Origin of the sequence: Thermovibrio ammonificans HB-1 (genome assembly GCF_000185805.1) — a bacterium.
Taxonomy (GTDB): domain Bacteria; phylum Aquificota; class Aquificia; order Desulfurobacteriales; family Desulfurobacteriaceae; genus Thermovibrio; species Thermovibrio ammonificans.
In genome coordinates, this window is sequence record NC_014926.1 from 648000 (window position 1) to 672694 (window position 24695).

Genomic DNA, 24695 nt, shown 5'->3' on the forward strand with positions numbered 1-24695 from the left:
AAGGTTGACAAAGCCATTGTGGGAACATAAATTTAGACTCCCCCAAACTTTGTTATCAGCCATCAAACCCCAATTAGAGGAGTGCTATGCAGATTCCCGGGTTCAAAAGCCTTGAAGAGGTTGAGCAGGCCTTTGGAGTAAAGATTCCCGATTCTGAAAGGGAGAAGCTCCAGGAGGTCATCGAGAAACACCCCATGTTCATCCCCGACTACTACGCCCGTTTGATAGACTGGAGCGACCCTAACGACCCTATAAAAAATATAATCTTCCCCAGCCTCGATGAGCTGGACGTAAGCGGCTCCTACGACACAAGCGGCGAAAAGGAGAACACCGTTTTAACGGGGCTTCAGCATAAGTACAAGGAGACCGCCCTCCTGCTTGTGACCAACAGGTGTGCAGGTTACTGCCGCCACTGCTTCAGGAAGAGGCTTGTGGGAATACCCACAAACGAGACTTTGAAGCTCTTTGACAGGGCCGTTGAGTACATAAAGGAGCACCCCGAAATTACGAACGTCCTGATATCGGGCGGAGACCCCCTCGTTCTTCCGACCGACGTTATAGAGTACTTCCTCTCCGAGCTCTCCAAAATTCCCCACCTGAAGTTCATCAGGTTCGGCAGTAGAGTTCCCGTTTTCTACCCTATGAGGATTTACGAAGATACCAAGCTCCTCGAGGTCTTCTCCAAGTACTCTACACCCGAAAGGAGGGTTTACCTGGTAACCCACTTCAACCACCCCAACGAGGTTACCAAAGAGGCCAGGAAAGCGGTAGACTCTCTGATAAGGGCCGGCGTTCCGGTTAGCAACCAAACGGTTCTCCTTAAGGGCGTTAACGACACCCCCGAGGTGCTTGCAACCCTGATGAAGGAGATTACTTCGGCCGGAGTTATACCTTACTACGTTTTCCAGTGTAGGCCCGTTTCAAGGGTGAAAACCCACTTCCAGGTCCCTCTCAAGGAGGGTTACTGGATTGTTGAAGGGGCCAAGAGGATGCTCGACGGCCACGCCAAGCGCTTTAAGTACATAATGTCCCACAAAACAGGGAAGATAGAGATTGTCGGCGTTATGGGCGATGAGATATTCCTCAAGTACCACCAGGCCAAGAACCCCGAGAACGTCGGCAAGTTCTTCAGGATGAAGCTTACGCCCAACGCCGGGTGGCTCGACGACTTAGAGCCGGTTGAAGAGGAGGTGTGTGCCACCTAAGAGCTCTCTTGCTATCTCCCTGAAAAACGGCCTCTCTTTCAGTCCTGGGTGGGGGAGCTTCAGCTCCTCCGTCTCCCTCTTCACTCCCTCGTAAAGGGCTATATCCACGTCGAGAACCCTCGGCCCCCACCTGTAGGTGGGATACCTTCCGGCCCTTTTCTCTATCCACTTCAGGAGCCTGAGGAGCTCTAAGGGCGGGTGGTCGGTCTCAATCAAGAGGCCGCAGTTCAAGAAGGGAGGCTGTTTGGTAACGCCGAAAGGTGCGGTCTCAACCGGGGGCGTTTCCCTTAGAATCGGGCCTGCGAACCGCTCCACAAGGAGCTTCCCCCGCTTTAAGTTCTCCTTTCGGTTTCCCAAGTTGCTCCCCATTACAAGTAGGGCAAGCGCCATCAGAGCCTTCCCTCCACCATCGCTAAGAGGAGCTTCAGGGCCTTCTTCGCCGCCTTTTTACGCCTGCGGTTCCTCTGTTTAACCGGGTCGGGAGAGTCGTCTGTGAAGATGAACTTAAACACCTCTACCCTCTCTTTTACCTTTACCCCTATATAGGTAAGCCCTACGGGCTTCTCCTTCGTTGCGCCGGTCGGGCCCGCTATGCCGGTTGTGGAAACGCCGCAGTCGCTGCCGATTAGCTTTACCACGCCTTTAACCATCTCTCGGGCCGTTTGAGGGCTTACGGCACCGTAAGTTTCAAGGGTCTCCCTCTTAACCCCTAAAACCTTCTCTTTAACGTCGTTGTGGTAGGCCACCACTCCTCCCAAGAAGTACTCCGAGCTGCCTGGAACGTTTACAATCCTTGCGGCAACAAGTCCCCCTGTGCAGCTTTCCGCCGTGGCCACGGTCAGTCCCCTCTTCAGCAGTGCTTCCTTCAGGAGGAACTCTACGGGCTCCTTGGCCATCTTAGCCTCCTTGCTATAATTCGGTTCAATCCTACCAAAGTTCCGGAGGGTTTCTATGTTCTCCCTTCCCGACCACATAAAGAAGGTTCACGTTTACGAGCCGGGCAAGCCCGAGGAGGAGCTTAAGAGAGAGCTCGGCCTTAAAGAGATAGTAAAGCTCGCCTCAAACGAGAACCCCCTCGGACCCTGTCCCTCTGCGGTTAGGGCCATAGTTGAAGACCTTAAGAACCTCAACCGCTACCCCGACGGCAACTCCTACTACCTTAAGGAGAAGCTGGCCTCTCACCTGGGGGTTAAGCGGAAGAACCTCTTCGTTGGACTCGGCTCAAACGAGGCCCTCGACATAATCTCCAGGGCCTACTTAAGGCCCGGACTCAACGCCGTTTACAGCGAGAAGTCTTTCGCCGTTTACCCGATAGTGGTTCAGCTCTCCGGGGCAGACCACAAAGTTGTTAAGGCGAAGGACAACTACTACATGGACCTGAAGGCCCACCTTGATGCCATAGACGAGAACACCGCCGTTGTTTTCCTTGCCAACCCCAACAACCCTACCGGAACGGCCTTCTCCCGGGCCGAGTTTGAGGCCTTCTTGAAGGACTTCCCCGACGACGTCCTTTTGGTTTTAGACGAAGCCTACTACGAGTACGCCGTAGGTGCCGGCTTTAACGTTCCCAACGGCCCCGATTACATCTACGAGAAGAATATTGTTGTGACCAGAACCTTTTCCAAGATTTACGGCCTTGCCGGCCTACGGCTCGGTTACGCCGTTGCCCGGGAGGAGATAATCGCCGACATGAACCGAATAAGGCAGCCCTTTAACGTTACCCGTCCGGCGCAGGTAGGCGGAGCGGCCGCCTTAGACGACAAGATGTTTGTTAAGCACTCCCAAGTTGTCAACGAGGAAGGGAAGAAGTACCTCTACAACGAGTTTGAGAAGCTCGGCCTCGAGTACGTTCCCACCTACGCCAACTTCATCCTTGTGAAGGTGGGGTACCCCAGCAGGGAGGTTTTCAACCGGCTTCTGAGGAAGGGGGTTATCGTTAGGGCCATGGACGGTTACGGCTTCCCCGACCACATAAGGGTAACTGTGGGAACTATGAGGGAGAATATAATCTTCATCAACAAGCTGAAAGAGGTTCTCGAGGAACTTAAAGAGGGGAAATAATGAAAAAACTCATGCTTCTTTCCCTGCTTCCGCTCCTGTTTGCCGGCGGTTGCTCCTGCAAGCTCCAGACCAAAGTGGAGAAGCAGATTCTAAAGGTTACCGGCGGTAAGTTTACGGTTAAGGTTTACAACGGCGGGAAGCTGGTTGCCCAGTACAGCGGCGACGGCTACGTGTGGTTTGAGCAGGACAAGAACGACCGTCACACGGGCGTTGTTACCTTCCGGGACGAAAGGGGCCATATTATAAGAGTTGGAACCTGGGGAGGCGTTGTTATAGTAGATTACAAGTAGGGGTTGCCGTGAAGATAGCTCACCTTTCCGACTCCCACCTGGGCTATATGCAGTACCACAGTCCCGAGAGGAAGAGGGACTTCCTTGATGCCTTTAAGCTGGCCGTAGAGAGGGCCCTTGAGCTCGGTGCCGAGGTTATCGTTCATACGGGGGACCTCTTTGAGAGTTACCAGCCCGATATGGAGAGCTTAGACGGTGTTATCCAAGTTCTCAGGCAGGTTAAAGAGAGAAAGGTCCCCTTTGTTGCCATAACCGGTAACCACGACAGGGCCATGAGGAGGGGAGTTTACCCTCCCCACAAGCTATTGGAGAATCTCGGGCTCCTTGAGCTTATAGACCCGCTCGGCACCAAAACGGTTAAAGGTGTGCTCTTTGCCGGTTTAAGGTACCACCCCAGAGTTCACGTTAAACGGATAAGGGAGCAGTTTTTCGACGGCCTTTCGGAAGAGGCCCGGCGCAGCGACCTCTCCGTTTTCATGTTCCACCAGGCCCTGGACTTTATCCTATCTTACGAGGGGGCCTACGAGCTCCTCGTGAGTGAGCTTCCCGAGGGGTTTGACTACTATGCGGCGGGCCACGTTCACCTGTTTACCTACCAAAAGCTCTCCTCGGGCGGCCTCCTTGCCTACGCGGGGGCTACAGAGTTTCGCTCCAAACAGGAGGCCCAGAGGGGACGCAGGGGCTTTAACCTTGTAAACCTTGAAACCGGTGAGCTCGAGAGGGTTGAGCTTGAGGGCTTGAGGCCCTTTGTGGTCGAGAGCTTCAACCAAGAAAACGCTCGGGAAGTCCTGAAAGAGCTCCTGGAGAAGGTTCGCTCCTTCGATAAACCCCCGGTGGTTCTGCTCACCTATACCTACTCAACCGTTGATTTGAACCACTTTTCAGACCTTCTGGAGCAGCTCTACTCCCTGGCCCTTGCGGTCAGGATTCAGAAAATCAGGCAACTTGACGAGCAGGAGACGGTTGCCGAAAGCCGCTCCTACGCCGACTACCTGAAGCTCTTCATGGGTGAGCTTAAAGCTCCCCCTAAGGCGGTTGAACTCGGCGTTGAGCTGCTGTCTGCCTCCCCCGACTCCGTTCCCGAGATTGTGGAGCACTTTGTCAGGGAGGAGTTAGGGGAGCTCTACGGGGAAATCGAAGAGAGACTTAAAAAGTGTTAAAAAGGCTTCTCCTCGACCTCCTCTTCCCCGACTACTGCCGCGTATGCGGCTCTCTGCTGCTTCTTGACCACGCCTACGTTGCCTGTAGGAAGTGCTGGAATGAACACTTTAAGCTCTATACCGGCAAACGCTGTAGAAGATGCGGTCACCCTTTGGAGCTTCTCCCAGGCGTAGGGGAGCTCTGCGGAAGGTGTGCCGAGGGCAGGAGCTTCCACTTCAGCGGCGTGAACTACTTCACCCTCTACTCCGGCCTTGCAGAGGAGGCCCTCAGGGAGCTCAAGTTCAACCGCCTGAAGCCGGTTGCCTCTGAAATAGGGAGAGCCGTTGCTCCCCACTTAAAGCGGTGGATTTCCGCCTTAAACCCCGACCTTATAGTTCCCGTGCCTGTTCACTCCGAAACCCTGAAGGAAAGGGGCTTCAACCAGGTAGAGGAGATTTTAAAGGGGGCCGGCGTTCCCTTTATCCCCCTTTTAAAGAAGGTGAAAAAGGTTGAAAGGCAGTCGACCCTCTCGGCCGCTGATAGGGCCAACAACGTTAAGGGAGCCTTTTCTCTTCTCGGGCCCGTGAGCGGAACCGTTCTGGTTATAGACGACGTTTTCACCACCGGCTCAACGGCAAACGAGGTCGCCAGAGTTTTAAAGGAGGGAGGGGCGGAGAGGGTTTTCGTCTATACGGTCTGCTACACCCCCGTTAAACCGGGTTGATGCAGGCAACAAAGTGGCCCGGCTCCACCTCTACCGGCTCCATATCGTAGCTCAGACACTCGGGCCTTCTGGCCGGGCACCTGCTGTAAAACGGACACCCCCCTTCCGGCTCTTCACCTGTCGGCTCGGGGATTTCCCCCTTTACCGGCGGAATGCTCTCCTTTAAGAGTTTGGTGTAGTGGTGGGCGGTTGAGCAGAGAACCTGCTCCTTTGAGCCTCTCTCCACCACGAACCCTTTGTACATAACGGCAACCGAGTCGCTGATTGCCGACACCACGGGAATTGAGTGGGAGATAAAAAAGTAAGAGAGGCCGAGCTCTTCCTGCAACCTTAAAAAGAGGTTAACAATTTGGGCCTGAACCGAAACGTCGAGTGCCGAGGTCGGCTCGTCTGCAACGATAACCTCTGGCTGGAGGGCAACGGCCCTGGCTATGGCAACCCGCTGCTTTTGGCCCCCCGAGAGCTGATGGGGGTAGCGCTCTGCATAGTCTTCGGGCAGCCCCACTTGGGTAAGGAGCTCCCGGGCGCGGTTTAAAAGCTCCTTCTTTTGGAGCCGGTAGTTTACCTTTAACCCCTCGGTTACGATTTCCCACACCTTCATACGGGGGTTGAGGGAGCTTTGGGGGTTCTGGAAAACCGCCTGCACGTTTACCCTGTACTCCCTGTACTCCCTGCCCCGGAGGTTTCCGATGTCTTTGCCCTTGTAAAGCACCCTGCCCTTTGTGGGCTTTTCAAGGTCGAGGAGGAGCTTCCCCAGCGTAGACTTCCCGCAGCCGCTCTCTCCTATGACTCCAAGCGTTTTACCCCCCTCAACCGTTACGGAGACTTTCCGAAGGGCCGGAAACCACCGGGTAACCCTGCCCAGCAGGTTCCTCTTTACCGGGAAGAGCTTGTAAACCCTCTCGGCCTTTAGAATCTCCATCAGTACGAGTGCTCCTCTCCCGGGAACTTGCCCTCTTGAACCTCTTTTATGAAGCTCTTTACCGCCTCTTCGGCCTCCCTACCCAGCTCGGCGTAGCGCTTTACAAACTTGGGCTTGAAATCTGTGAACAGGCCTACAAGGTCGTGGAAAACGAGAACCTGTCCGTCGCAGAAAGGGCCGGCTCCTATTCCTATGGTTGGAATGGAGAGGCTTTCGGTTATCTCCTTTGCGAGGTCTGCGGGAATCTTCTCCAGGACTACTGCAACGGCCCCTGCCTCCTCTACGGCCTTTGCGTCTTCCAGGATTCTCACTCGCTCCTCTTTTGTTCTCCCCCTGAGCCTGTACCCGCCGTACAGGTTAACGCTCTGGGGTTGGAGGCCTACGTGCCCTATAACCGGTATTCCGGCCTCGGTGATGGCCCTTATAACGCCGGCCATCTCCTTGCCCCCTTCAACTTTTACGGCGTCGCACCCAGTCTCTTTAAGGGCCCTTCCGGCGTTTAAAACGGCGTCCCTCTCTCCCGTTTGGTACGAGAGGAAGGGCATGTCGAATATCACAAGAGCCCTCTCCCTTCCCCTTACAACCGCCTTGGTGTGGTGTATCATCTCCTCCATCGTTACCTGAACGGTTGAAGGGTAGCCGAGGGCAACCATGGCGAGGGAGTCGCCCACCAGTATTGCATCTACGCCGGCCCTGTCTAAGAGCTTTGCCGTAAGGTAGTCGTAGGCGGTCAGAACCGTTATCTTCTCGCCTTTTCTCTTCTTCTCTGCCAGAGTGGCAACTGTAACCCTCATTACTCCTCCTTACACACTTCAGAGAGCCAGGGCAGGTAAACCTTCAGCATCTTCAGGTAGCTCTTGAACCTCTCACAGGGAATCTCACCCCTCTTTACCGCCTCCCTAACCTCACACCCTTCTTCCTCAAGGTGGAGGCAGTCGGAGAACCTGCACTGGTATCTGCCGAACTCGGGGAAGTGAAGCCTTACCTCTTCTCTTTCCATGAAGTTGAGGGCGTCTACCCTCGAGAATCCGGGGGCGTCTCCTATGAAGCCTCCCTCAAAGGGTATGAGCCGCACCTCCCTCGTTGTGTGGCGGCCCCTTTCGGTCTTCCTGCTCACCTGGCCGGTTCTGAGCTCTACCCCTGTGAGCTTCGATATGAGAGAGCTCTTTCCGACCCCCGAGGGGCCTGCAAATATGGAGGTCACCCCCTTTAGCTCCTCCCTCAGCTTTTTAAGCCCCTCTCCGGTTTCAACGCTTGCCGTTACTACCGGGTAGCCGGCGTTCCTATATATCTCAACCCAGCGGTTTAGCTCTTCCCTCTCTTTCGGGTCCAGAAGGTCTACCTTGTTGAAGACCACAACGGTGTCGAGCCCCAGATGGTCGTAAACAACCAGAAGGTTGTCCAGGAGGAAGTTCTGAAACTCTGGGTTTTTAAGGGTCGAGACCACAACCACCTTATCTACGTTGGCTATAGGCGGCCTTACGAGCAGGTTTTTCCTCTCCTTTACCCTCTCTATGGCAAAGGTAGAACTGTCTACCACCCTTCCTTCTACGATGTCTCCGGCAAACACCTTCTCCTTCTTCCTGACCTTCCCCAGCGGAACACCCCTGAGCTCCCTTCCCTCTTCCGGAAGGTAAACCGTTATCTTCTGACCGGCTCTTTCGGTTACAATCCCTTCGGCCATCTATCCCCTTCTCCTGGTTGAGGTTTTGTAAATTATACGCTCGGGAGGTTCAAAATGGTTGAGAAAACCGGCATAACAGATAAGGAAGAGGTTTTCAGAAGGCTCAGAGAGGAGGGCTACACGAACCTCTACGTTTGGAGCGACTCTCCGGGCACTTTCTACGACTGGCACACCCACCCGTTTAACGAGGTGCGCTGGGTGCTCTCGGGGAGGATAACTATGGGAACCCGAGAAGGGGTTGTTACCCTTGGGCCCGGAGATAGACTCGAGGTTCCGGCCGGAACGGAGCACTGGGCCGAAGTGGGGCCTGAAGGGGTGACCTACGTGTGTGGCAGTAAGTTGGAGTAAAGGGGGAGCGGGAAGCTCCCCCGTATCTTATTCGGGCTGTTTCTTGTAGATTTTCACAGGCTTAACGTACCTGTTTACAACCTCTTTTGTATCAAAAACTCCTAACTGGTCGAAGAGGAAGTGAAACTTCTCCAGCAGGGCGTCGAGCATAGGCCTTTTTACATCGTGGGGCAGGTCCCAAAAGGCCTTCTTGAACTTACCGAACGCCTTCTTCCTGGTTTTGTAGATGAATTGCTGCTCAGTCCAGCCCTCCTTCCACTCGTTCTTGAGCTCGGTCTTGAGCCAGTTGTAGATTTCCTGCTTAAAGTCTTCGGGCAGGTACTCGTAGATGATGTTCTGGAATCCGGTTGCAAGGTGTATCTCTGCAGTTTTAACCTCGGGGAACTTGTGGAACAGCTCGTCGGGGAGTGTTGAAGCTCCGTGCTGAACTGCACCGGCCATCTGGTACTTCTTGCGGGCAATCTCCCCTATAGACTCAAGAACGGAGAAGTCCAGCTTAACCTCTGCAACCCTACCGTCGGGCAAAGGGATACCTCCGTGCTCTGTTCCCGTTTGAACGGAGATTTTGCTTATGTGGGGCAGGTTCTCGCCGTACTTGCGAAGCTCTTCGAGGTAACCCTCCATAAAGGCCTCAAACTCCTCGGGAGTAGAGTTCTTACCGCCGATGTGGCCTATCTCACCGCCTACCGATACCGTTACCCCTTCGGGCTCTATCTCCCTGATGTAGGCGGTCATCTTCGCGGTGTTCAGGTAGTTGTGGAGCTGCTGCTCCTTAAGGGTCGGCTTGGAGTAGTCGACGAGGGTGGAGGGGTCGATGTCGATGTTGAAGAAGTCCGCCTCTATGGCCTCCTTTGTGAGGGCCTTTATGCTCTCGAGCTCCTTTTCGGGGTTTTCAAAGTAACGCTTGGCGTTGAACTGGAAGTGGTCTCCCTGGATAAACACAGGCCCTTCAAAACCCTCCTTTATTGCTGCTGCAAGTGCACAGGCGGTATACTCGGCAGGGCGCTGGTCGGTGTAGCCGATTTCGGACTTTGCGATTTCGAGGATGAAGGCTCTAACGTTTTTGTCAACTGCCACTTTGAAAATCTGTCTCATAACGTCGTAGGTCATACCCCTTATATTCATGGCGGGAACGGTAAACCACTTATCAATCTCCTCGTTTGCCATCCCCTTTGTGTAAAGGTCGTGAATGGAGGCCGGAACTATGTTGAGCTCAAGGGCGATAGCCCTTATGAGCCACCTTGCGAGCTCTTTGGCCTTCTCGTCGCCGAATACGGCCGTGTAGATGAGGTCGTCTATGAGCTCGCCCCGAACCTTTTCCGCGTCGAGAACGTTAACTCTGTCCTCTTTGAGCTCCACAACGCCCTGGGTTCTCGCCTTTATATCCTCTACAGAGAGCGTTTTCATGGGTCCCTCCTATAGTTTTTGTTCTGGAATTTTATCAGCTTCCCGATTGGTTAAAATAGCCTACACTATGGTGAGGCTGCTTCTGCTTTTCCTTGCTCTCCTGTTCGCAGGCTGCGGTTCTGCACCGGAGAGGCGGGTTGTTGTTGTTCCCGGCTATCCGCCGGCCCGCTACGGTAAGGTTCCGGTAAAGCCGAAGAAGTGTAAGTACACCTATACCGTAAAGGGTAAGACCTACTGCGTAAGGCGCAGTGCAAGGGGGTTCGTTCAGGTCGGCATAGCCTCTTGGTACGGTCCGGGATTTCACGGCAGCAGAACTGCGAGCGGCGAAGTTTACAACATGTTTAAGCTGACTGCTGCCCACAAGACCCTTCCGCTTGGCACCTACGTTAGAGTTATCAACCTTGAGAACGGCAGGAGCGTTATCGTTAAGATTAACGACAGGGGGCCCTTCGTTCCGGGTAGGATAATCGACCTCTCCTACGCGGCGGCAAAACGCTTAGGAATGCTGAAAAAGGGAACGGCGAAGGTTAAGATAGTTGCCCTGGGAAGGCGCGTAGACGGCCGCTATCTGCCGGAGAACTACTACAGGGGACACTTCTACGTTCAGGTGGGAGCCTTCAGGAACAAGCTCAACGCCTACAGGTTTAAGTGGAGTGTTTTCAGGCGCTACAGGCTCAGCGTTAGGGTTGTTAGGCTGAAGGGTTTCTACAGGGTTTTGGTGGGTCCCGTCGGCAGTTATAAGAAGGCCCTTGCCCTCAAACGGTGGCTCAGAGGTAGAGGCCTTTCCGGTTCGTTCATTATCAACTTGTGAGGTGGAAGGTGGTTGTTCTGAAACCCTTTGATACCCTTGACCTCCCCTCGGAGACTTTTGATGCGGTTATTTTCGGAAGCGGTGCCGCAGGGCTTTCCTGTGCAATTGCCCTTGAAAGCTTGGGACTCAGGTGTGTGGTTCTGACCAAGGCCCTTGCAACCGATTCTTCTACCTCCCTTGCTCAAGGAGGGGTTGCCGTAGCCCTTTCCCGGGAAGACTCTCCCGACCTACACTTTAAGGATACCGTTAAGGCAGGTGCAGGTCTTGTTGATAGGAAGAGTGCCCGTATTCTCGTTGAGGAAGGGGTTAAGAGGGTCATAGAGCTTCTCCGCTACGGCGCCCGTTTTGAAACCGACCCGAAAGGGCTTTTAAAGTTCACCAGGGAGGCCGCCCACTCGGTTGCCCGCATCCTCTACTACAGGGATAAAACCGGAGAAGAGGTAGAGAGGGTTTTGCTTTCGGCTTACGGGGGCGAGATACGGGAGTTTGTGGCCCTCAGGGAGTTGGTTGTTAAAGACGGCAGATGTTACGGTGCCGTTGTAGAGGAAGATGGGCACTTAAAGGTTTACTACGCTCCCGTTACCCTTATTGCAACAGGCGGGGCGGCGGGGCTCTACCTTAAGAACACCAACCCTCCAACCTCGACCGGAGACGGCATAGCTGTGGCCCTCCGTTACGGTGCCGAGCTTCAAGACCTTGAGTTCGTTCAGTTCCACCCAACCGCCTACTGCGACGCCGACGGCTGTTTCCTCATTTCCGAGGCGGTTAGGGGCGAAGGGGCGGTTCTGATAGACCGTCACGGCCGCAGGTTTATGGGCGACTACCACAGCCTTTGGGAGCTTGCCCCCCGCGACGTTGTTACCCGAGCCATAGAGACCCAAAGGCGCATAACCGGCGGAGATGTTTACCTTGATTTTCGCCCTATAAAGAAGAAGGGTATAGACATCTACGAGCGCTTCCCCACTATTACCACCCGCCTCCTTGAAAGGGGAATAGACCCCAAAAAGGAGCCGGTTCCCGTTACGCCGGTTGCTCACTACTACATAGGCGGTATAAAGGTTGATACCTTCGGTAGGACCACCCTTGAGGGGCTCTTTGCCGCCGGAGAGGCCGCCTGCACCGGAGTCCACGGTGCAAACAGGCTTGCGAGCAACTCCCTGCTCGAGTGTCTGGTTTTCGGTAACAGGGCCGCCTACGGTATGTTTAGGGACTGGCGCTACCTGAGGTTAAACTTCTCGGAGGTGAGGGTAAAGGGTGAGCCCTTTTCTCCCAAGCACGATAGGGAGTATCCCCTTGAAGAGGTTAAAAGGGTTATGTGGGAGAAAGTGGGGATATTCCGCAGTGCGGAGTCCCTAACCGCCGCGATAGACGGCCTCTCTAAGGTGGCCTCCTCGAGGTCCGGTTGGCTGGTTCGTAACGCTGCGGTTTTGGCGCTTGCCGTTGCCACAAGCGCCATGAGGCGGGAGGAGAGCCGCGGAGGCCACTACAGAACCGACTTTCCCTACGAGAGGGAAGAGCTTCGCCGCCACAGCTCTTTCAGCCTTGAAGACCTTAAGAGGCTCCTTTAAAGAGGAACTCCCCGAGCATTCTGTAGCACTCCTTTACCTTCTCGAGCTCCACCCACTCGTCTACCTGGTGGGCCTGGTGAGGCTGACCGGGTCCGAAGTTTACTGCGTCTATGCCGTGGCTTGAGAGCTGGGCAACATCGGTCCAGGCCTGTTTCGGCTCAACTTTTACCTTAAACCGACTCAAGAACTCCCTCAGCACCGGGTTATCGGTGCAAGGCCTTGCTGCCGGGGAGAGGTCTGTAAACGTAACTTCGGCTCCGAACCTCTCTCCGAGCTCTTTCAGCTCCTTTTGGGCCTCCTCTAAGCTCTTTGTGGGCGAGAAGCGGTAGTTAAGGTTGAGCCGGAAGCTCTCGGGTATGATGTTCCTTCCCCCCTCAAACTCCGCCATTGTGGCGTTCAGAACCTCGTAGTAGGTGAGTCCTCCAACTGTGTAGGGCTTGGGCTTTAGCTCGCTCAGGAACTTAAGGAGCGGCCAGCTCTTGTGGATGGCGTTTTCGCCCTGCCACGGCCTTGCAGAGTGGGCCCTTTTCCCCTTGAAGGTGAACCAGGCGTGTATGACCCCCAAACACCCCACCTGAACCGTGTTATCTGTTGGCTCGAGGACAAATGCGAAGTCGATTTTCGAAAGAAGCTCTTTCCACTTTTTAAAAAGGGGCTGGAGGCCGTTCTCCCTGTAGGGTCCCTCCTCCTTTTCGTAGAGTATGAAAAAGAGGTTAAACCTGCTTTCGGCCTCTTTAAGGTCTTGGGCAATTTTCAGGATAACCGCGTCTCCGGCTTTCATATCGCTGGCCCCAAGGCCGTAGAGCTTACCGTTTTCTACTTTTCCGGTTTTGCTGTTCGGAACATCTACCGTATCTAAGTGGCCCACAAGGGCTACGGTTCTCTTCTCCGGGTTAATTTCGGTATGGGCAACCAGCGTATTGTTCTCCCTGATAACCTTCAGCTTCGGGTTCCCGCTCAGCTCCTTTTCACAGTAGTCGGCAATCTCTTTTTCGTTTCCGTAAACGGATGGAATGGAGATTAGCTTTTCTAACAAGTTTATAACCATAAATCCTCCTTTAGACTTGTGTTTGATTTAATTAAGTATAAAATCTAATTTTAAAAACCTAACCTATAGAGTTATAGGGGTGGTGATGCAAAAAGCAAAAAGACTAATAATTGCTCCGTGGGGAAATCCTTATGGATGGGTGGTAAGAAAGTATAAATTGGCGGTTAATGGTAAAGAGATTGAAGATGAAAGTAGAACGAGTTTAGGATTGTTAGCAAAGGCTTATTCGAGTGACGATTTCTTGGTTTTTGTTCTTGATACGGTTTACTCTGCTTTTTATAACAAAAAGAGTGGATGCGAACCCCGAGAAAGAAATAAGTCTTGTCCTATATCATATGAAGACTTGATTACTAGTGTAAAGATAGATATTGAAAATTGGATTAGAGAATGTGCATCCTCGGAGAAATTAGTAGAACTTCTTAATTTGGCTAAATTAGATATAGTTATTGTCCCGGGAATAGGTAGTTATGATTTTGAAGGAATAACTTATCAATTTTCCCTTCCCAAACCTGAACCAGCGGGTTTGTTTGCATCCTGGGTAGCTACTTCTGTTTTAAGGAAACTTCTTGATATTGGTCCTGAAGAAGTAATTGTAGACCTTACCCATGGCTTGAATTATATGCCTGTTGCTTTAATGGAAGCAGTTGAACTTGCTCTCAAGGTGTACTCTGTTGCCTTTCATAGAGATGTAAAGTTGATTGTTTATGAATCAGAGCCTTTCTCTAAGGTAGACTCTTTGAATCTTTTTTCTCCGAAGATTCTGGATATAAGGTATAAAAATGAAAGGGATATTCTGGCTGTTTTTTTTAAGAGACAGCCGGAAAGGGCCTTTAATGCTAAATACTTCAGCTTTGCTTACAGAATTGATAAGGAGCTCGGAGTTAGCCAAGAACTCTCGAGAATAAACGATTTAATAAGAGGATTAAAGAGAAATTTGGGAAAAGAGGGGGATTTGAAGGGGCCATTACCTTTTGGTATGACTGCTGCTAATATTGTTCTTTATTCTATGCCGCTGGCTGCTGTTTATCTTGCTTATGATATTCCTGATACGAGCTACTTGTTGAAAGTATGTGATTATTTAAATGAACTTTGTGATTTTAGTGTTAAATATGGAAAGATAGATTCCGTCAATGATTCTAAATGTAAGGTGTATCCCGCTATAGTTCTAAATTGGGATGCAGTTCGTATTCTGCTTTTGTCAGCAGCTTTTCTCGAATCTACTTTGAGGATTCGCTTAGAAATGAAGAAAAGAGGTTTAATTAGATTTTTAGAACTGTATGAGAGAGGGGTATCTCGAGAAGAGCTTAAGGATATATTAAGGTTTTTGGGAGAACTTTACCGTCCGATTGCTAAAGCTGAACTTGGAAATCTTAAGAGATGCTGCTTAGATAGTAAGAAAGGAAATGAGTGTAGGTGTGAGATAGAAGTTAATAAAGGTGGCTGGCCTAATAAGAACTGTGTGAAGAGTTTTGATCCAAGGCATTTGAGAGCTCATGCAGGACTTGAAAAGAATCTCATTGAAGGAAGAATAGATAAACTCGAGGATAAGGAGGACCTGATTCTGCGTTACAGGGATTTAGAGTGTTGGGAAAAATTGAAAAACAAATTGGATGAAAAAAACTTCTAAAAGGTGGTGGGCCTGGGAGGACTCGAACCTCCGACCGTCCGGTTATGAGCCGGATGCTCTAACCAACTGAGCTACAGGCCCACGTTTGAGGAGGGTGGTTAAATGGTGGAGCCGGCGGGACTCGAACCCGCGACCTTCAGACTGCCAGCCTGACGCTCTCCCAGCTGAGCTACGGCCCCACTTGTTGAGTGGCGTCCCCAGGGGGATTCGAACCCCCGTCGCCGGCGTGAAAGGCCGGTGTCCTAGGCCGGGCTAGACGATGGGGACGCTTAAGTGGTGAGCCGGGGAGGGATCGAACCTCCGACCTACGGATTAAAAGTCCGTTGCTCTACCAGCTGAGCTACCGGCCCACTGTAGCTGGCCAATAATATAGGCCTTATTGAAGCGGTGTCAATAGTTTTAAACCACTTTTACCTCGAGTTCCAGCTTCACCCCGTAAGTTGAGTAAACTCTTTGGGTTGCAATTTCTATAAGCTCTTCAAACTCTTTGAAACTTCCCCCTTCGTTGATTGTGAAGTTTGCGTGCTTCTCCGAGAACTTCACCCCTCCGACTCTAAAGCCCTTCAGGCCGCACCTGTCAAGGAGCAGTCCGGCTGCTCCGGCCGGCGTGTTCTTGAAAGTTGACCCTGCCGTTTTTACGGGGGGAGGCTGTTTTTCGAGCCTCTTTTTTAAGTAGTGCCTGATTAACCTTTTTACCTTGTTTACAGGTGAGGGGGTGATTCTGAAAACCGCCTCAACCACTACCCCCGTTTTCGGGAAGGGGCTCTCTCTGTAGCCGAAGCTCTTCTCTATTTCACTTTTCGTGAGGGTGGCAACCTCGCCGTTGTAGGTAATGAAGGTTACAGATTCGAGCAGCTCTTTGACTTCTTTTTTGAAGGCCCCTGCGTTTTGAGCGATTAAGCCGCCTACGGTGGCTCTGGGAATGCCGGCCAGGAACTCCAGCAGTAAAAAGCCCTTCTGTGACTGGAGCGTAAGAATCTCCCGGAGGGTTACTCCTGCACCGAGCTTCAGGTGGTTTCCGTTGAATTCGGCTTTCTTTAGGAATTTAAGAGAGAGGAGCTCCCGGTCGGGTTCGTCTTTGAGTACGAGATTGGAGCCCCCACCCAAGGGGTAGAGGCCCCTTTTAACGAGCTCTTTGAGCTCAGTGAGGTTTTCGGGGAACCAGACTTTCCTGCTGCTTCCCAGCCCTATGGTGGTTACCGCAGCTGCGGGCAGTATCTCAGCTTGCAACTTCCCTTGAGTCCCTTATAGCCTTTGCCGCTTTCACGAAATCTACAAAGAGGGGGTGAGGGTTCATAGGCTTGGATTTAAACTCCGGGTGGTACTGAACGGCAACGAACCACGGGTGCTCTTTTATCTCTACAACCTCTACGAGCTTCCCGTCGGGGGAGGTTCCCGCTATCACCAGCCCGGCCTTTTCGAGGGTCTCTCTGAAGGCGTTGTTGAACTCGTACCTGTGGCGGTGCCTTTCGGATATCTCCTTTCGGCCGTAGGCCTTAAAGCTGAATGTCCCCTCTTTCAAAACGCACGGGTAGGCACCGAGCCTCATGGTGCCACCCTTCTCCTCTATTCCCTTTTGCTCCTCCATAAGGTCGATAACCGGGTAGGGGGTGTCTCTATCGAACTCGGCGCTGTTTGCCCCTTTTAGTCCGGCAACGTTGCGGGCAAACTCTATAACGGCACACTGCATCCCGAGGCATATGCCGAAGAAGGGAATTTTCCTCTCCCTGGCGAACCGAACCGCCTCGATTTTCCCCTCTATACCCCTCTCTCCGAATCCTCCGGGAACCAGTACCCCGTGAACGTCGGAGAGTAGCTCTTCAGCCGGCGTTGTGGTGAGGTCTTCGGCGTTTACCCACTTAATTTCAACCTTTACGTTGTTTGCGGCACCTGCGTGAACGAAGGACTCTATTATGCTCTTGTAGGCGTCGGGAAGCTCTACGTACTTACCCACTATGGCTATTCTTACGCTGCCTTCTGTGGGCTTCTTTATCCTGTTTACAACCTCTTTCCACTGGGTAAGGTCTGCTTCCTTGTTTGTGGGAATCTGGAGCTTCTCTATGATGAGCTCGTCGAGCCTCTCCTTCTGGAGAACCAGCGGAACCTCGTATATGGTAGGCAGGTCTTTCGCCGTTACAACCTCGTGCTCCTTAAGGTTGGCGAAGAGGGCAATCTTCTTCTTTACGGCCGAGGGAATGGAGCGCTCGGCCCTACACACGATTATGTCGGGCTGGATACCGATTGCCCTCAGCTCCTTTACCGAGTGCTGGGTCGGCTTGGTTTTGAGCTCTCCCGCCGCCTTTACGTAGGGCACGTATGTTACGTGGATGTATATGGCGTTGCTCCTGCCGACTTCCGCTCCGAGCTGTCTGATGGCCTCGAGAAACGGCAGTCCCTCTATGTCGCCCACCGTTCCGCCCACCTCAACTATAACAGCGTCAACGTCGGTGGACATGAGCTGACGAATCTTCTCCTTTATCAGGTTGGTAACGTGGGGTATTACTTGAACCGTTCCTCCGAGGAACTCCCCTTTCCGCTCCTTCTGGATGATTTCCTGGTAAATCTGTCCGGAGGTGACGTTGTTTATCCGCTTCATCGTTGCGGAGGTGAACCGCTCGTAGTGGCCCAGGTCCAGGTCGGTTTCGGCTCCGTCTTCGGTAACGTAAACCTCTCCGTGCTGGTAGGGGTTCATAGTTCCTGCGTCTACGTTGAGGTAGGGGTCGAGCTTCTGAATCGTTACCTTCAACCCCCTGCTCTCAAGGAGCGTTCCGATAGACGACGCAGTAATTCCCTTGCCGATAGATGAGAGCACTCCTCCTGTTACGAATATCAGCTTAGAGGCCATCTGCCAGCTCCTTCTCTAAGATTTTGTTTACCTTTTCAACGTCCCGAGGCGTATCTACGCCGTGGAGCTCTTTCTCTACGAGCTCCACTTTTATCCTCTCGCCGTTTTCCAGTATCCTGAGCTGTTCTAACTTCTCCAGCCCCTCGAGCCTGCCGACCGGCCAGTTGACGAACTTCTCGAGGGCCTCCTTTGTGTAGCCGTAAATTCCAAGGTGTTTTAGGTAGTTACCTGGCTCAATCTCTCCGTCTCTCGTGTAGGGGATGGGGCTCCTCGAGAAGTAAAGGGCAAAACCGGAGCTATCGGTTACAACTTTTACCTTCGACGGGTCCTTTACCTCTTCTGCGCTCCTGAAGGGGGTTGCAACGGTTGAGAAGTTTGCCCCGGCTTCGAGCCCTTTCAGAACCGCTTTAAGGTGTTCCGGGGTTACCAGGGGCTCGTCTCCCTGAAGGTTTATGACGAATCGGCACTCAATCCCCTTTACCGCCCGGTAGACCCTGTCGGTTCCGCTGGGAAGCTCCGAAGGGGTCATGGCCGCCCGTGCACCCGCCTCTTTGGCGACCCTTGCAACCTCTACCGAGTCTGTTGCCACTAAAACGTTGTCTGTAAAGAGCTTCGCCCTTTTCACCACCCACCATATAAGGGGCTTCCCTGCCAGCCGAATCAGGGGTTTCCTCGGGAGCCTTGTAGAGCCTATTCTTGCAGGAATTACAACTACGAGCCTGTTCATATCAGGCGGTTAAAACCCCCTCAACGATTGACTTAAACATCCTCAGGCCGTCGGTTGAGCCGAGAATCGCCTCCGAAGCCCTTTCGGGGTGCGGCATGAGGCCGAAAACGTTTCCCCGTTTGTTGCATATGCCGGCAATGTTGTTCAGCGAGCCGTTGGGGTTGTACTCTTCGGAAACCTCCCCCTCGGGCGAACAGTACCTTACAACCACCTGACCGTTTTCCTCTATCTCTTTTAAGGTCTCCGGCGGGCAGGTGTAGTTGCCCTCGGCGTGGGCTATCGGTATCCTTACAACCTCCCCCTTTTCGTAAAGCCTTGTGAAGGGCGTCTGGTTGTTCTCCACTTTAAGGTGGACGAACTTACAGACAAAGGTGAGCCCTTTGTTCGGGAGCATTGCGCCCGGCAGCAGTCCGGCCTCCAGGAGTATCTGGAAACCGTTGCAGATGCCCATTACGAGTCCCCCTTTCTGGGCAAACTCGTAAATGGCCTCCGTTACGGGGGAGAGCTTCGCCATCGCCCCTGCCCGCAGGTAGTCTCCGTAGGAGAACCCTCCGGGTACGATTACGCAGTCAACCCCTTTAACGTCTCTCTCCTTGTGCCACAGGTACTTAACCTCGTGGCCCAGAACCTTCTCTATAACCCAGCCTACATCTCTGTCGCAGTTGCTTCCCGGGTATACCGGTATGCCGAACTTCATCACTTCACCTCTTCCACTTCGTAGGTGTACTCCTCTATCACCGGGTTCACGAGGAAACGCTTTGCCATCTCCTCTACTTCCCTCTTAACCTCCTCTACGGAGTCGGCCTCTATCTCCATGGTTATGTACTTGCCCACCCTTACGTTCCTCACTTTTGTAAACCCGAGCTGGTGGGCTGCCTTCTCAACGGCTACACCTTGAGGGTCAAGAACTCCCTTTCTGTAACTGATAAACACTTTAACAAGGTACGTCGCCATCTTCCTCTCCCGGGGTATATTTTCAGGGTCAAATTATACATTGGAGGAGCTTTGGCTTTAAGGGACTGTCCCTCCTGTTCCTTTATGAGGAGCTACTTCCTTGTCATACTCGTGGCCGCGTTTACTTTACGGTTTCTCCCCTCTGTTTCTGCAGGTATAAACTTCCTCTTCATGGTGGGAATTCCCACCGTTCTCCACAGGCTCTCCTTTAAGGAGCTCGGATACCGGAACTACCTCAAAGGGGCCCTTTGGGGCTTGGGCGTTTCGGCAGCCGTCCTGGTTCCCTTTTACGCCCTCTGCCACCACTTCCACCTTAAGCTCTCCCTTTCTGCAGAGGCGCTACTCTTTTACCTTTTGGTTGCCGTTGCCGAGGAGACCTTCTTCCGGGGCTTTTTCTACGCTACCTTTGAAAACGAGGAGCTGATTCCGGGCCTGCTCTCTAAGAACAACCTGCTCTCGTCGGTGCTCTTTGGAGTTGCCCACGCCTTCGTTTACTATAATCCGGCCATGTTTAAGGTTTTCTTCCCCTCGCTCGTTATGGGGTGGCTCTACGAGAGGAGCGGTTCGATAGTGGCTCCGATTCTCTTTCACTGGCTTGCAGACGTTATCTATAGTTTTGCGGGGTGCTAACTTGAAGCGATTGCTCTTTCTGACCGTTGCCCTTTTAACCTTTTTGGCAGATAGGGTTACGAAGCTCCTTGCCCTCAAGTTTTTATCGGGGAAGGTTGTCTCCGTTATACCCGGTTTTTTCCAGCTCCGCCTTGCAGAGAACCCGGGAGCGGCCTTCAGCCTTTTTGCCGGAACCACCGGCTTGGCCCGGCTCTTCTTCCTTATACTGCTTCCCCTCGGTGTTGTTTTGTTTATCCTCTACTACGGCCTTAAAAGGGAGCACCAAACAGTTACCTACGTAGGTTTGGGGCTGGTTTTAGGCGGTGCCCTCGGCAACCTCTACGATAGAGTCTTCAGCGGTAAAGTTGTCGACTTCTTCGACCTCTACCTCGGGAGCTACCACTACCCCACCTTTAACGTTGCCGATGTAGCCGTGCTCTTGGGGCTTCTCCTGCTGCTTCTCAGGCGAAGTTGACTTTGGTTAAGAGGTGAATAATTTTAGAGTGCACATACAAGTGAAAACGAGGTGGTATAATTGGGGAGCTTGAAGGTCTCCCACTCCTTTGTCCAGGAGCTTCTCTCCAGAGTAGACATCGTAGACATCGTATCCCACTACATCGACCTTAAGCAGTCTGGCCGCAACTTTAAAGCCCTCTGCCCCTTCCACCCGGAGAAAACCCCGTCGTTTGTTGTCAGCCCGGAAAAGCAGATATTCAAGTGTTTCGGCTGCGGAGTAGGCGGCAACGCCATAACCTTTGTTGAAAAGTACGAGAACCTTCCGTTCTGGGAGGCGGTGAAGAGGGTAGCCGAAATAGCCGGCATAGAGCTTCCCAAAGACGCCTTCAGGGAAGACTCAAAAGAGCTTCACCTTGAAGAGACCGCCTACAGAGTTGCCAAGTACTTCAACTCCAAACTCGAAACCGTCTTAAACTACCTGAAAGAGCGGGGAATCTCAAAGGAGACCGCCGACAGGTTCCTCCTCGGTTACGCCCCTCCCGGATACCTCAGGGAGCTCAACCTTAAAAGGGAGGAGGCGGAACTTTTAGGGCTCGTCGGTAAAAACGGGAAGGAGTTCTTCAAGGGCAGGCTCATAATCCCCATATTCAACCACTCCGGTAAAGTTGTGTCGTTTGCCGGAAGAGTTCTAAACGGCGGCGACGGCGCTCCCAAGTATATAAACGGGCCGGAAACGGAGCTCTTTAAGAAGAGTAACCTCCTTTACGGCTTCTACCAGGCTAAGGAAGAGGTTCTCAGGAAGCGGGAGATAATAGTGGTTGAAGGCTACTTCGACGTTATCTCCCTCTATCAGGCCGGCGTTAGGCGGGCCGTTGCTCCAATGGGAACCTCCCTTACCGAAAACCACGCCAGGTTCATCAAGCGCTACAGCCCTTCGCCGGTTCTGCTGTTTGATGCCGACTCTGCGGGCAGGAAGGCCACCCTCAGGGCGGCCCAGATTTTCTTCTCCCTCGGATGTGAGCCCCGGGTGGTTCAGCTCCCCGACGGCGAAGACCCCGACTCTATGGCCCGCAGTAGGCTTCCCGAGCTTTTAGCTCTGCTCGAGTCGCCTCAGCCCTTTATAAAGTGGGCCGTTGCGGTGGCTTCCGCCCTGAGCCGCGAGCAGCAGGCCCTCTTCCTAAAGGAGGTGGGTCAGGCTATTGCCCCTCTGGAGAGGAGCAACCCCTTCCTATACAGGGAGTACCTTGCCCTGCTTGCAGCAGAGTTCGGCATAGACGAGAGCTGGCTTAAGGTAAGGGTTGCCGTAAGGCGGCAGGAGAGCCACGACAACGGTATTTCGCCGCCTCTTTACGAGAAACTCTTCATAAAGGCCCTCGTTGAGGGTAAGGGGAGCCTTCCGATAGAGGTATCCCCGAACATCTTCATCTCTCCGGTTTCTGCAAGGCTCTACACCCTGCTCTCTTCGGGGGGTACCGACCCGGTGGAGCTTCAGCTCCAGTTCCCCGACCTTGCCGACTACATCAGCGAGCTTATGCTCCTTGAGGTAACCGACGCAGACATAAACAGGAGCCTCTGCAGGGTGGCGATTAAAGAGCTTAAACGCAGGCTGAAGAAGGTGAAGGACTTCTCCCGGAAAGTGGAGCTTAAAAGGCTCATTTTCCGCCTTGAGAGGGGAGAGCTCGAGGCTTTACATACACTACAAACCACATAACCGAGGAGGCTGGCCTTGGACAGGCTCAACTTTGAAGAGATTATTGCCCTGGGGAAGGAGAAGGGCTACATCACCTTTGACGAGCTTATGGAACACTTAGATGAAGAGGTTCTCACTCCCGAACTTATAGAAGAGCTAATAACCCAGCTCGACGAGTACGATATCCAGATTATACCAAAGGAGGGCGAAGACCACGTAGACCTTTCAAAACTTCAGATAACCATAGCCCCCGACACGATACCCCGCTCCGACGACCCCATAAGGCTCTACCTAAGGGAGATGAGCGGCATTTCCCTCCTGAAGCGCCACGAGGAAATATCTTTGGCCAAGAGGGTTGAGCTTGGCAGGAAGGCGCTCGTTCGCTACCTACTAAAAACCAGCGCCGTTTTGAACTACGTCCTCGAGGCGGAAGAGCGCATAAGGAACGGTGAGATAAAGGTCAGAGACATTATGCGCTCCCCCGACGACTTTGCAGAAGGGGGAGAGAGCCAGAGGAGGAAGAAGTTCTTCTCCATAGTGGAGCAGATAAAGGAGCTCCTTCCCGAGTTTAACAGGCTTCAGAAGCAGTACTACAGGAATAAGAGAAACGCCGAAGTTAAAAGGGCCTACCTAAAAACCTGGGCGAAGATAAACGGCCTCCTCAGACAGCTTCCCCTCTCTTACTCCATATACGAAAGGCTCGCAGACGACATCTACAACAAGTACAAGCTCCTTAAAAAGAGCGAGAGGAGCCTTCAGAAGCTCAGCGGGAAGCTCTCCTTCCTCGGCCTTCCCATAGAGGAGATTTGCCACAGGCTCGACGACGATGAAATCAGGGAGAAGATAGACGCCTCCCGTTACACCACCCGCGAAATCAGGAAGATGGTTAAGAAGTACCTCGATACGAAGGAGACCTACCGCTCCGTCCTTGAGTCCCTTGATATGCCCCGTAACGCCTTCTACGAGCTTGCAGAGAAGATTTACTTCTACAAGAAGGACTCCCAAGAGGCGAAGCAGATACTCGTTCGCTCCAACCTGAGGCTCGTTGTGAGTATCGCCAAAAAGTACATAAACAGGGGGCTCCACTTCCTCGACCTTATCCAGGAGGGGAACATCGGCCTTATGAAGGCCGTTGACAAGTTCGAGTACAGGCGGGGCTACAAGTTCTCTACTTACGCAACCTGGTGGATAAGGCAGGCCATAACAAGGGCCATAGCCGACCAGGCAAGGACCATAAGGATACCCGTTCACATGATAGAGACCATAAACAAGGTGATAAAAATCTCCCGCCAGATGTTCCAGGAGATGGGCAGGGAGCCAAAGCCCGAGGAGATTGCCGAGCGCCTGAAGATGCCCGCCTCTAAGGTGCGCTCCATACTTCAGCTTGCCCAGGAGCCCGTTTCCCTCGAAACCCCCATAGGCGACGACGAAGACAGCACCCTCGGCAACTTCATTGAAGACACCAAGAGCCCCATTCCCGAGCAGGAGGTTATAAAGAAAGACCTTCAGGAGAAGGTTTCTCAGCTCCTATCTCAGCTCTCCGAGCGTGAGGCCCTGGTTCTCAAGTTGAGGTTCGGCCTCGACGGTTACCCCGAGCACACCTTGGAGCAGGTTGGTAAAGAGCTGAAAGTCACAAGGGAGAGAATCAGGCAGATAGAGTCTAAGGCCCTCAGGAAGCTGAGGAACTCCGGTCTGAACATAGACCTCAGCATATTCCTGGAGAGGTAGCTTCCAAAGTTACCTCTCCAGTTCCCCTATAAACTCTTTAAGGTCTTTGGGTAGCTCCGACTCCACCGTTATCCTTTTGCCCGTTGCCGGGTGGGTGAAAGAGAGCTTCCGGAAGTGGAGGGCGATTCTCGGACAGAAGAGGAGCTCCTCCGGCCAGCTGCCCCTGTAGTAGAGGAACTCCCCTACAACCGGGTAGCCCACAGAGGCCAGGTGGCGTCTTATCTGGTGTTTCCTTCCCGTCTCTATCTCGACCCTGCAGAGGGTTGCCCTTTTGAAATGCTCTAAAGGGGTAACTAACGAAACGGCGCTCTTGCCGTCTATCGGCCTTCTAACCGTTTGTCTGCTTCTGAGCTTTCCCTTTACAAGGCACAGGTACTCTTTTTTAACTTCTCTTCTCTTGAACTGCTTTTTAAAGGCTTCAAAGAGTTTCTCGCTTTCTACGGCTATAACCGGCCCCGTTGTCTGTTTGTCGAGCCTGTGAACCACCTTAAGGTTCGGGTTAAAGAGCTTCCTTACGGTTTCCTCCAGGCTTTTCTCCCCTTCGTTTGTGGTTATAAACGGGGGCTTCTCAAAGACCCACACTCCCCTTTCTCTGAACAGGAGCTTCACGTTCGGCGGCTTAAAAGGGGCCTCCGTGAGGGGGAACCTTACAACTTCGCCTCCTTTAAGCCTCCTTCGCGCAAGGAGTTCCTTTTGGCCGTTTACAGAAACCAACCCTTCGTCTATGAGCCTCTTGGCCCTTTTCTTAGAGCCTGCCCTTCTTGCCACGCACTCAACGAGCCTCTCTCCTCCCTTGGCTCTGAGCTCTACCCTCTCCGTTTTCCACCTCCTCAAGTCGGGAAATTTTGCTC

The 24695-nt window shown here is 52.8% G+C and carries 26 protein-coding genes and 4 tRNA genes; 13 read left to right on the plus strand and 17 right to left on the minus strand.

Annotated elements, in window-relative coordinates:
• Nucleotides 1-86 precede the first annotated feature (86 nt).
• The gene (locus THEAM_RS03545; RefSeq protein ID WP_013537455.1) at nucleotides 87-1205 is read left to right on the plus strand and encodes a KamA family radical SAM protein; all 1119 of its coding nucleotides are present in this window, start codon (nucleotides 87-89) and stop codon (nucleotides 1203-1205) included.
• On the opposite strand, the gene folK is transcribed toward THEAM_RS03545, so the two are convergent.
• Together folK and THEAM_RS03555 are read right to left on the minus strand one after the other, a co-directional pair.
• Nucleotides 1170-1595, minus strand: a complete 426-nt coding sequence (folK, locus tag THEAM_RS03550) for a 2-amino-4-hydroxy-6-hydroxymethyldihydropteridine diphosphokinase (protein WP_013537456.1) — start codon at nucleotides 1593-1595, stop codon at nucleotides 1170-1172. The genes THEAM_RS03545 and folK overlap by 36 nt on opposite strands.
• Nucleotides 1595-2101 carry a CinA family protein gene (locus THEAM_RS03555; protein ID WP_041439417.1) on the minus strand — a complete coding sequence of 169 codons (507 nt, stop codon included), beginning with the start codon at nucleotides 2099-2101 and terminating at the stop codon, nucleotides 1595-1597. The genes folK and THEAM_RS03555 overlap by 1 nt, the downstream gene beginning before the upstream one ends.
• Nucleotides 2102-2156: 55 nt before the next feature.
• Between THEAM_RS03555 and hisC the strand changes: the two genes are divergently transcribed.
• Genes hisC through THEAM_RS03575 form a run of 4 tightly spaced genes read left to right on the plus strand, consistent with a single transcriptional unit; the run spans nucleotide 2157 to nucleotide 5420 of the window.
• Nucleotides 2157-3266, plus strand: coding sequence for a histidinol-phosphate transaminase (hisC, locus tag THEAM_RS03560; protein WP_013537457.1), 1110 nt, complete (start codon nucleotides 2157-2159; stop codon nucleotides 3264-3266).
• Nucleotides 3266-3556, plus strand: a complete 291-nt coding sequence (locus THEAM_RS03565; protein ID WP_013537458.1) for a hypothetical protein — start codon at nucleotides 3266-3268, stop codon at nucleotides 3554-3556. Before hisC ends, THEAM_RS03565 begins: the two co-directional genes overlap by 1 nt.
• Nucleotides 3557-3564: 8 nt before the next feature.
• Entirely contained in the window at nucleotides 3565-4716 is a 1152-nt protein-coding gene (locus THEAM_RS03570) for a metallophosphoesterase family protein (protein WP_013537459.1), read from the plus strand.
• Nucleotides 4710-5420 (plus strand): ComF family protein, encoded by a 711-nt coding sequence (locus THEAM_RS03575; protein ID WP_013537460.1) that lies wholly within the window; start codon nucleotides 4710-4712, stop codon nucleotides 5418-5420. The genes THEAM_RS03570 and THEAM_RS03575 overlap by 7 nt, the downstream gene beginning before the upstream one ends.
• On the opposite strand, the gene THEAM_RS03580 is transcribed toward THEAM_RS03575, so the two are convergent.
• Genes THEAM_RS03580 through rsgA form a run of 3 tightly spaced genes read right to left on the minus strand, consistent with a single transcriptional unit; the run spans nucleotide 5407 to nucleotide 8026 of the window.
• Nucleotides 5407-6342 carry an oligopeptide/dipeptide ABC transporter ATP-binding protein gene (locus THEAM_RS03580; RefSeq protein ID WP_013537461.1) on the minus strand — a complete coding sequence of 312 codons (936 nt, stop codon included), beginning with the start codon at nucleotides 6340-6342 and terminating at the stop codon, nucleotides 5407-5409. The genes THEAM_RS03575 and THEAM_RS03580 overlap by 14 nt on opposite strands.
• On the minus strand, nucleotides 6342-7136 hold the full coding sequence (gene panB / locus THEAM_RS03585; RefSeq protein ID WP_013537462.1) for a 3-methyl-2-oxobutanoate hydroxymethyltransferase: 795 nt from the start codon (nucleotides 7134-7136) through the stop codon (nucleotides 6342-6344). Before panB ends, THEAM_RS03580 begins: the two co-directional genes overlap by 1 nt.
• Nucleotides 7136-8026: a ribosome small subunit-dependent GTPase A gene (rsgA, locus tag THEAM_RS03590; protein ID WP_013537463.1), complete on the minus strand. Its 891-nt coding sequence runs from the start codon at nucleotides 8024-8026 to the stop codon at nucleotides 7136-7138. The genes panB and rsgA overlap by 1 nt, the downstream gene beginning before the upstream one ends.
• A 54-nt stretch (nucleotides 8027-8080) precedes the next feature.
• Here rsgA and THEAM_RS03595 point away from each other — a divergent pair, with 54 nt between their 5' ends.
• Nucleotides 8081-8374, plus strand: coding sequence for a cupin domain-containing protein (locus THEAM_RS03595; RefSeq protein ID WP_013537464.1), 294 nt, complete (start codon nucleotides 8081-8083; stop codon nucleotides 8372-8374).
• A 27-nt stretch (nucleotides 8375-8401) separates the two neighbouring features.
• On the opposite strand, the gene THEAM_RS03600 is transcribed toward THEAM_RS03595, so the two are convergent.
• Complete coding sequence (locus THEAM_RS03600; RefSeq protein WP_013537465.1) at nucleotides 8402-9781, minus strand: class II fructose-bisphosphate aldolase; 1380 nt, start codon at nucleotides 9779-9781, stop codon at nucleotides 8402-8404.
• Nucleotides 9782-9848: 67 nt separating this feature from the next.
• On the opposite strand from THEAM_RS03600, the gene THEAM_RS09790 reads away from it, so the two are divergent.
• Nucleotides 9849-10592, plus strand: a complete 744-nt coding sequence (locus THEAM_RS09790) for a septal ring lytic transglycosylase RlpA family protein (RefSeq protein WP_013537466.1) — start codon at nucleotides 9849-9851, stop codon at nucleotides 10590-10592.
• Nucleotides 10593-10600: 8 nt separating this feature from the next.
• Nucleotides 10601-12160, plus strand: a complete 1560-nt coding sequence (gene nadB / locus THEAM_RS03610) for an L-aspartate oxidase (protein ID WP_013537467.1) — start codon at nucleotides 10601-10603, stop codon at nucleotides 12158-12160.
• Here nadB and dapE read toward each other — a convergent pair.
• Nucleotides 12144-13208, minus strand: coding sequence for a succinyl-diaminopimelate desuccinylase (dapE, locus tag THEAM_RS03615; RefSeq protein ID WP_013537468.1), 1065 nt, complete (start codon nucleotides 13206-13208; stop codon nucleotides 12144-12146). The two genes, nadB and dapE, sit on opposite strands and share 17 nt — an antisense overlap.
• Nucleotides 13209-13293: 85 nt before the next feature.
• Between dapE and csx1 the strand changes: the two genes are divergently transcribed.
• The gene (gene csx1 / locus THEAM_RS03620) at nucleotides 13294-14835 is read left to right on the plus strand and encodes a CRISPR-associated CARF protein Csx1 (protein ID WP_013537469.1); all 1542 of its coding nucleotides are present in this window, start codon (nucleotides 13294-13296) and stop codon (nucleotides 14833-14835) included.
• A 4-nt stretch (nucleotides 14836-14839) separates the two neighbouring features.
• Here the strand turns inward: csx1 and THEAM_RS03625 are convergent.
• The 9 genes from THEAM_RS03625 to purS all read right to left on the minus strand — a co-directional run bounded on the left by THEAM_RS03625 (nucleotide 14840) and on the right by purS (nucleotide 19361).
• Nucleotides 14840-14916: transfer RNA gene (locus THEAM_RS03625), tRNA-Ile, on the minus strand.
• A gap of 22 nt (nucleotides 14917-14938) precedes the next feature.
• Nucleotides 14939-15014 (minus strand) — tRNA-Ala (locus tag THEAM_RS03630).
• A 10-nt stretch (nucleotides 15015-15024) separates the two neighbouring features.
• Nucleotides 15025-15102 (minus strand) — tRNA-Glu (locus THEAM_RS03635).
• 7 nt (nucleotides 15103-15109) lie between these two features.
• Nucleotides 15110-15185, minus strand: a tRNA-Lys gene (locus THEAM_RS03640).
• 49 nt (nucleotides 15186-15234) lie between these two features.
• Complete coding sequence (gene murB / locus THEAM_RS03645; RefSeq protein ID WP_013537470.1) at nucleotides 15235-16065, minus strand: UDP-N-acetylmuramate dehydrogenase; 831 nt, start codon at nucleotides 16063-16065, stop codon at nucleotides 15235-15237.
• Nucleotides 16055-17680 (minus strand): CTP synthase, encoded by a 1626-nt coding sequence (gene pyrG / locus THEAM_RS03650; RefSeq protein ID WP_013537471.1) that lies wholly within the window; start codon nucleotides 17678-17680, stop codon nucleotides 16055-16057. Before pyrG ends, murB begins: the two co-directional genes overlap by 11 nt.
• Complete coding sequence (gene kdsB / locus THEAM_RS03655) at nucleotides 17670-18407, minus strand: 3-deoxy-manno-octulosonate cytidylyltransferase (RefSeq protein ID WP_013537472.1); 738 nt, start codon at nucleotides 18405-18407, stop codon at nucleotides 17670-17672. The genes pyrG and kdsB overlap by 11 nt, the downstream gene beginning before the upstream one ends.
• Before the next feature lies 1 nt (nucleotide 18408).
• Complete coding sequence (purQ, locus tag THEAM_RS03660; protein WP_013537473.1) at nucleotides 18409-19104, minus strand: phosphoribosylformylglycinamidine synthase subunit PurQ; 696 nt, start codon at nucleotides 19102-19104, stop codon at nucleotides 18409-18411.
• Nucleotides 19104-19361 carry a phosphoribosylformylglycinamidine synthase subunit PurS gene (gene purS / locus THEAM_RS03665; RefSeq protein WP_013537474.1) on the minus strand — a complete coding sequence of 86 codons (258 nt, stop codon included), beginning with the start codon at nucleotides 19359-19361 and terminating at the stop codon, nucleotides 19104-19106. Before purS ends, purQ begins: the two co-directional genes overlap by 1 nt.
• Before the next feature lie 51 nt (nucleotides 19362-19412).
• Here purS and THEAM_RS03670 point away from each other — a divergent pair, with 51 nt between their 5' ends.
• The 4 genes from THEAM_RS03670 to rpoD are packed head-to-tail and all read left to right on the plus strand — an operon-like array spanning nucleotide 19413 to nucleotide 23844.
• Nucleotides 19413-19991, plus strand: coding sequence for a CPBP family intramembrane glutamic endopeptidase (locus THEAM_RS03670; protein ID WP_013537475.1), 579 nt, complete (start codon nucleotides 19413-19415; stop codon nucleotides 19989-19991).
• Nucleotide 19992: 1 nt separating this feature from the next.
• Nucleotides 19993-20445: a signal peptidase II gene (gene lspA, locus THEAM_RS03675; protein ID WP_157629607.1), complete on the plus strand. Its 453-nt coding sequence runs from the start codon at nucleotides 19993-19995 to the stop codon at nucleotides 20443-20445.
• 60 nt (nucleotides 20446-20505) lie between these two features.
• Nucleotides 20506-22137: a DNA primase gene (dnaG, locus tag THEAM_RS03680; RefSeq protein WP_013537477.1), complete on the plus strand. Its 1632-nt coding sequence runs from the start codon at nucleotides 20506-20508 to the stop codon at nucleotides 22135-22137.
• Between the two features lie 15 nt (nucleotides 22138-22152).
• The gene (rpoD, locus tag THEAM_RS09840) at nucleotides 22153-23844 is read left to right on the plus strand and encodes an RNA polymerase sigma factor RpoD (protein WP_013537478.1); all 1692 of its coding nucleotides are present in this window, start codon (nucleotides 22153-22155) and stop codon (nucleotides 23842-23844) included.
• Nucleotides 23845-23853: 9 nt separating this feature from the next.
• Here the strand turns inward: rpoD and THEAM_RS03690 are convergent, their stop codons facing one another.
• Nucleotides 23854-24678 (minus strand): RluA family pseudouridine synthase, encoded by an 825-nt coding sequence (locus THEAM_RS03690; RefSeq protein WP_013537479.1) that lies wholly within the window; start codon nucleotides 24676-24678, stop codon nucleotides 23854-23856.
• Nucleotides 24679-24695: the final 17 nt, after the last annotated feature.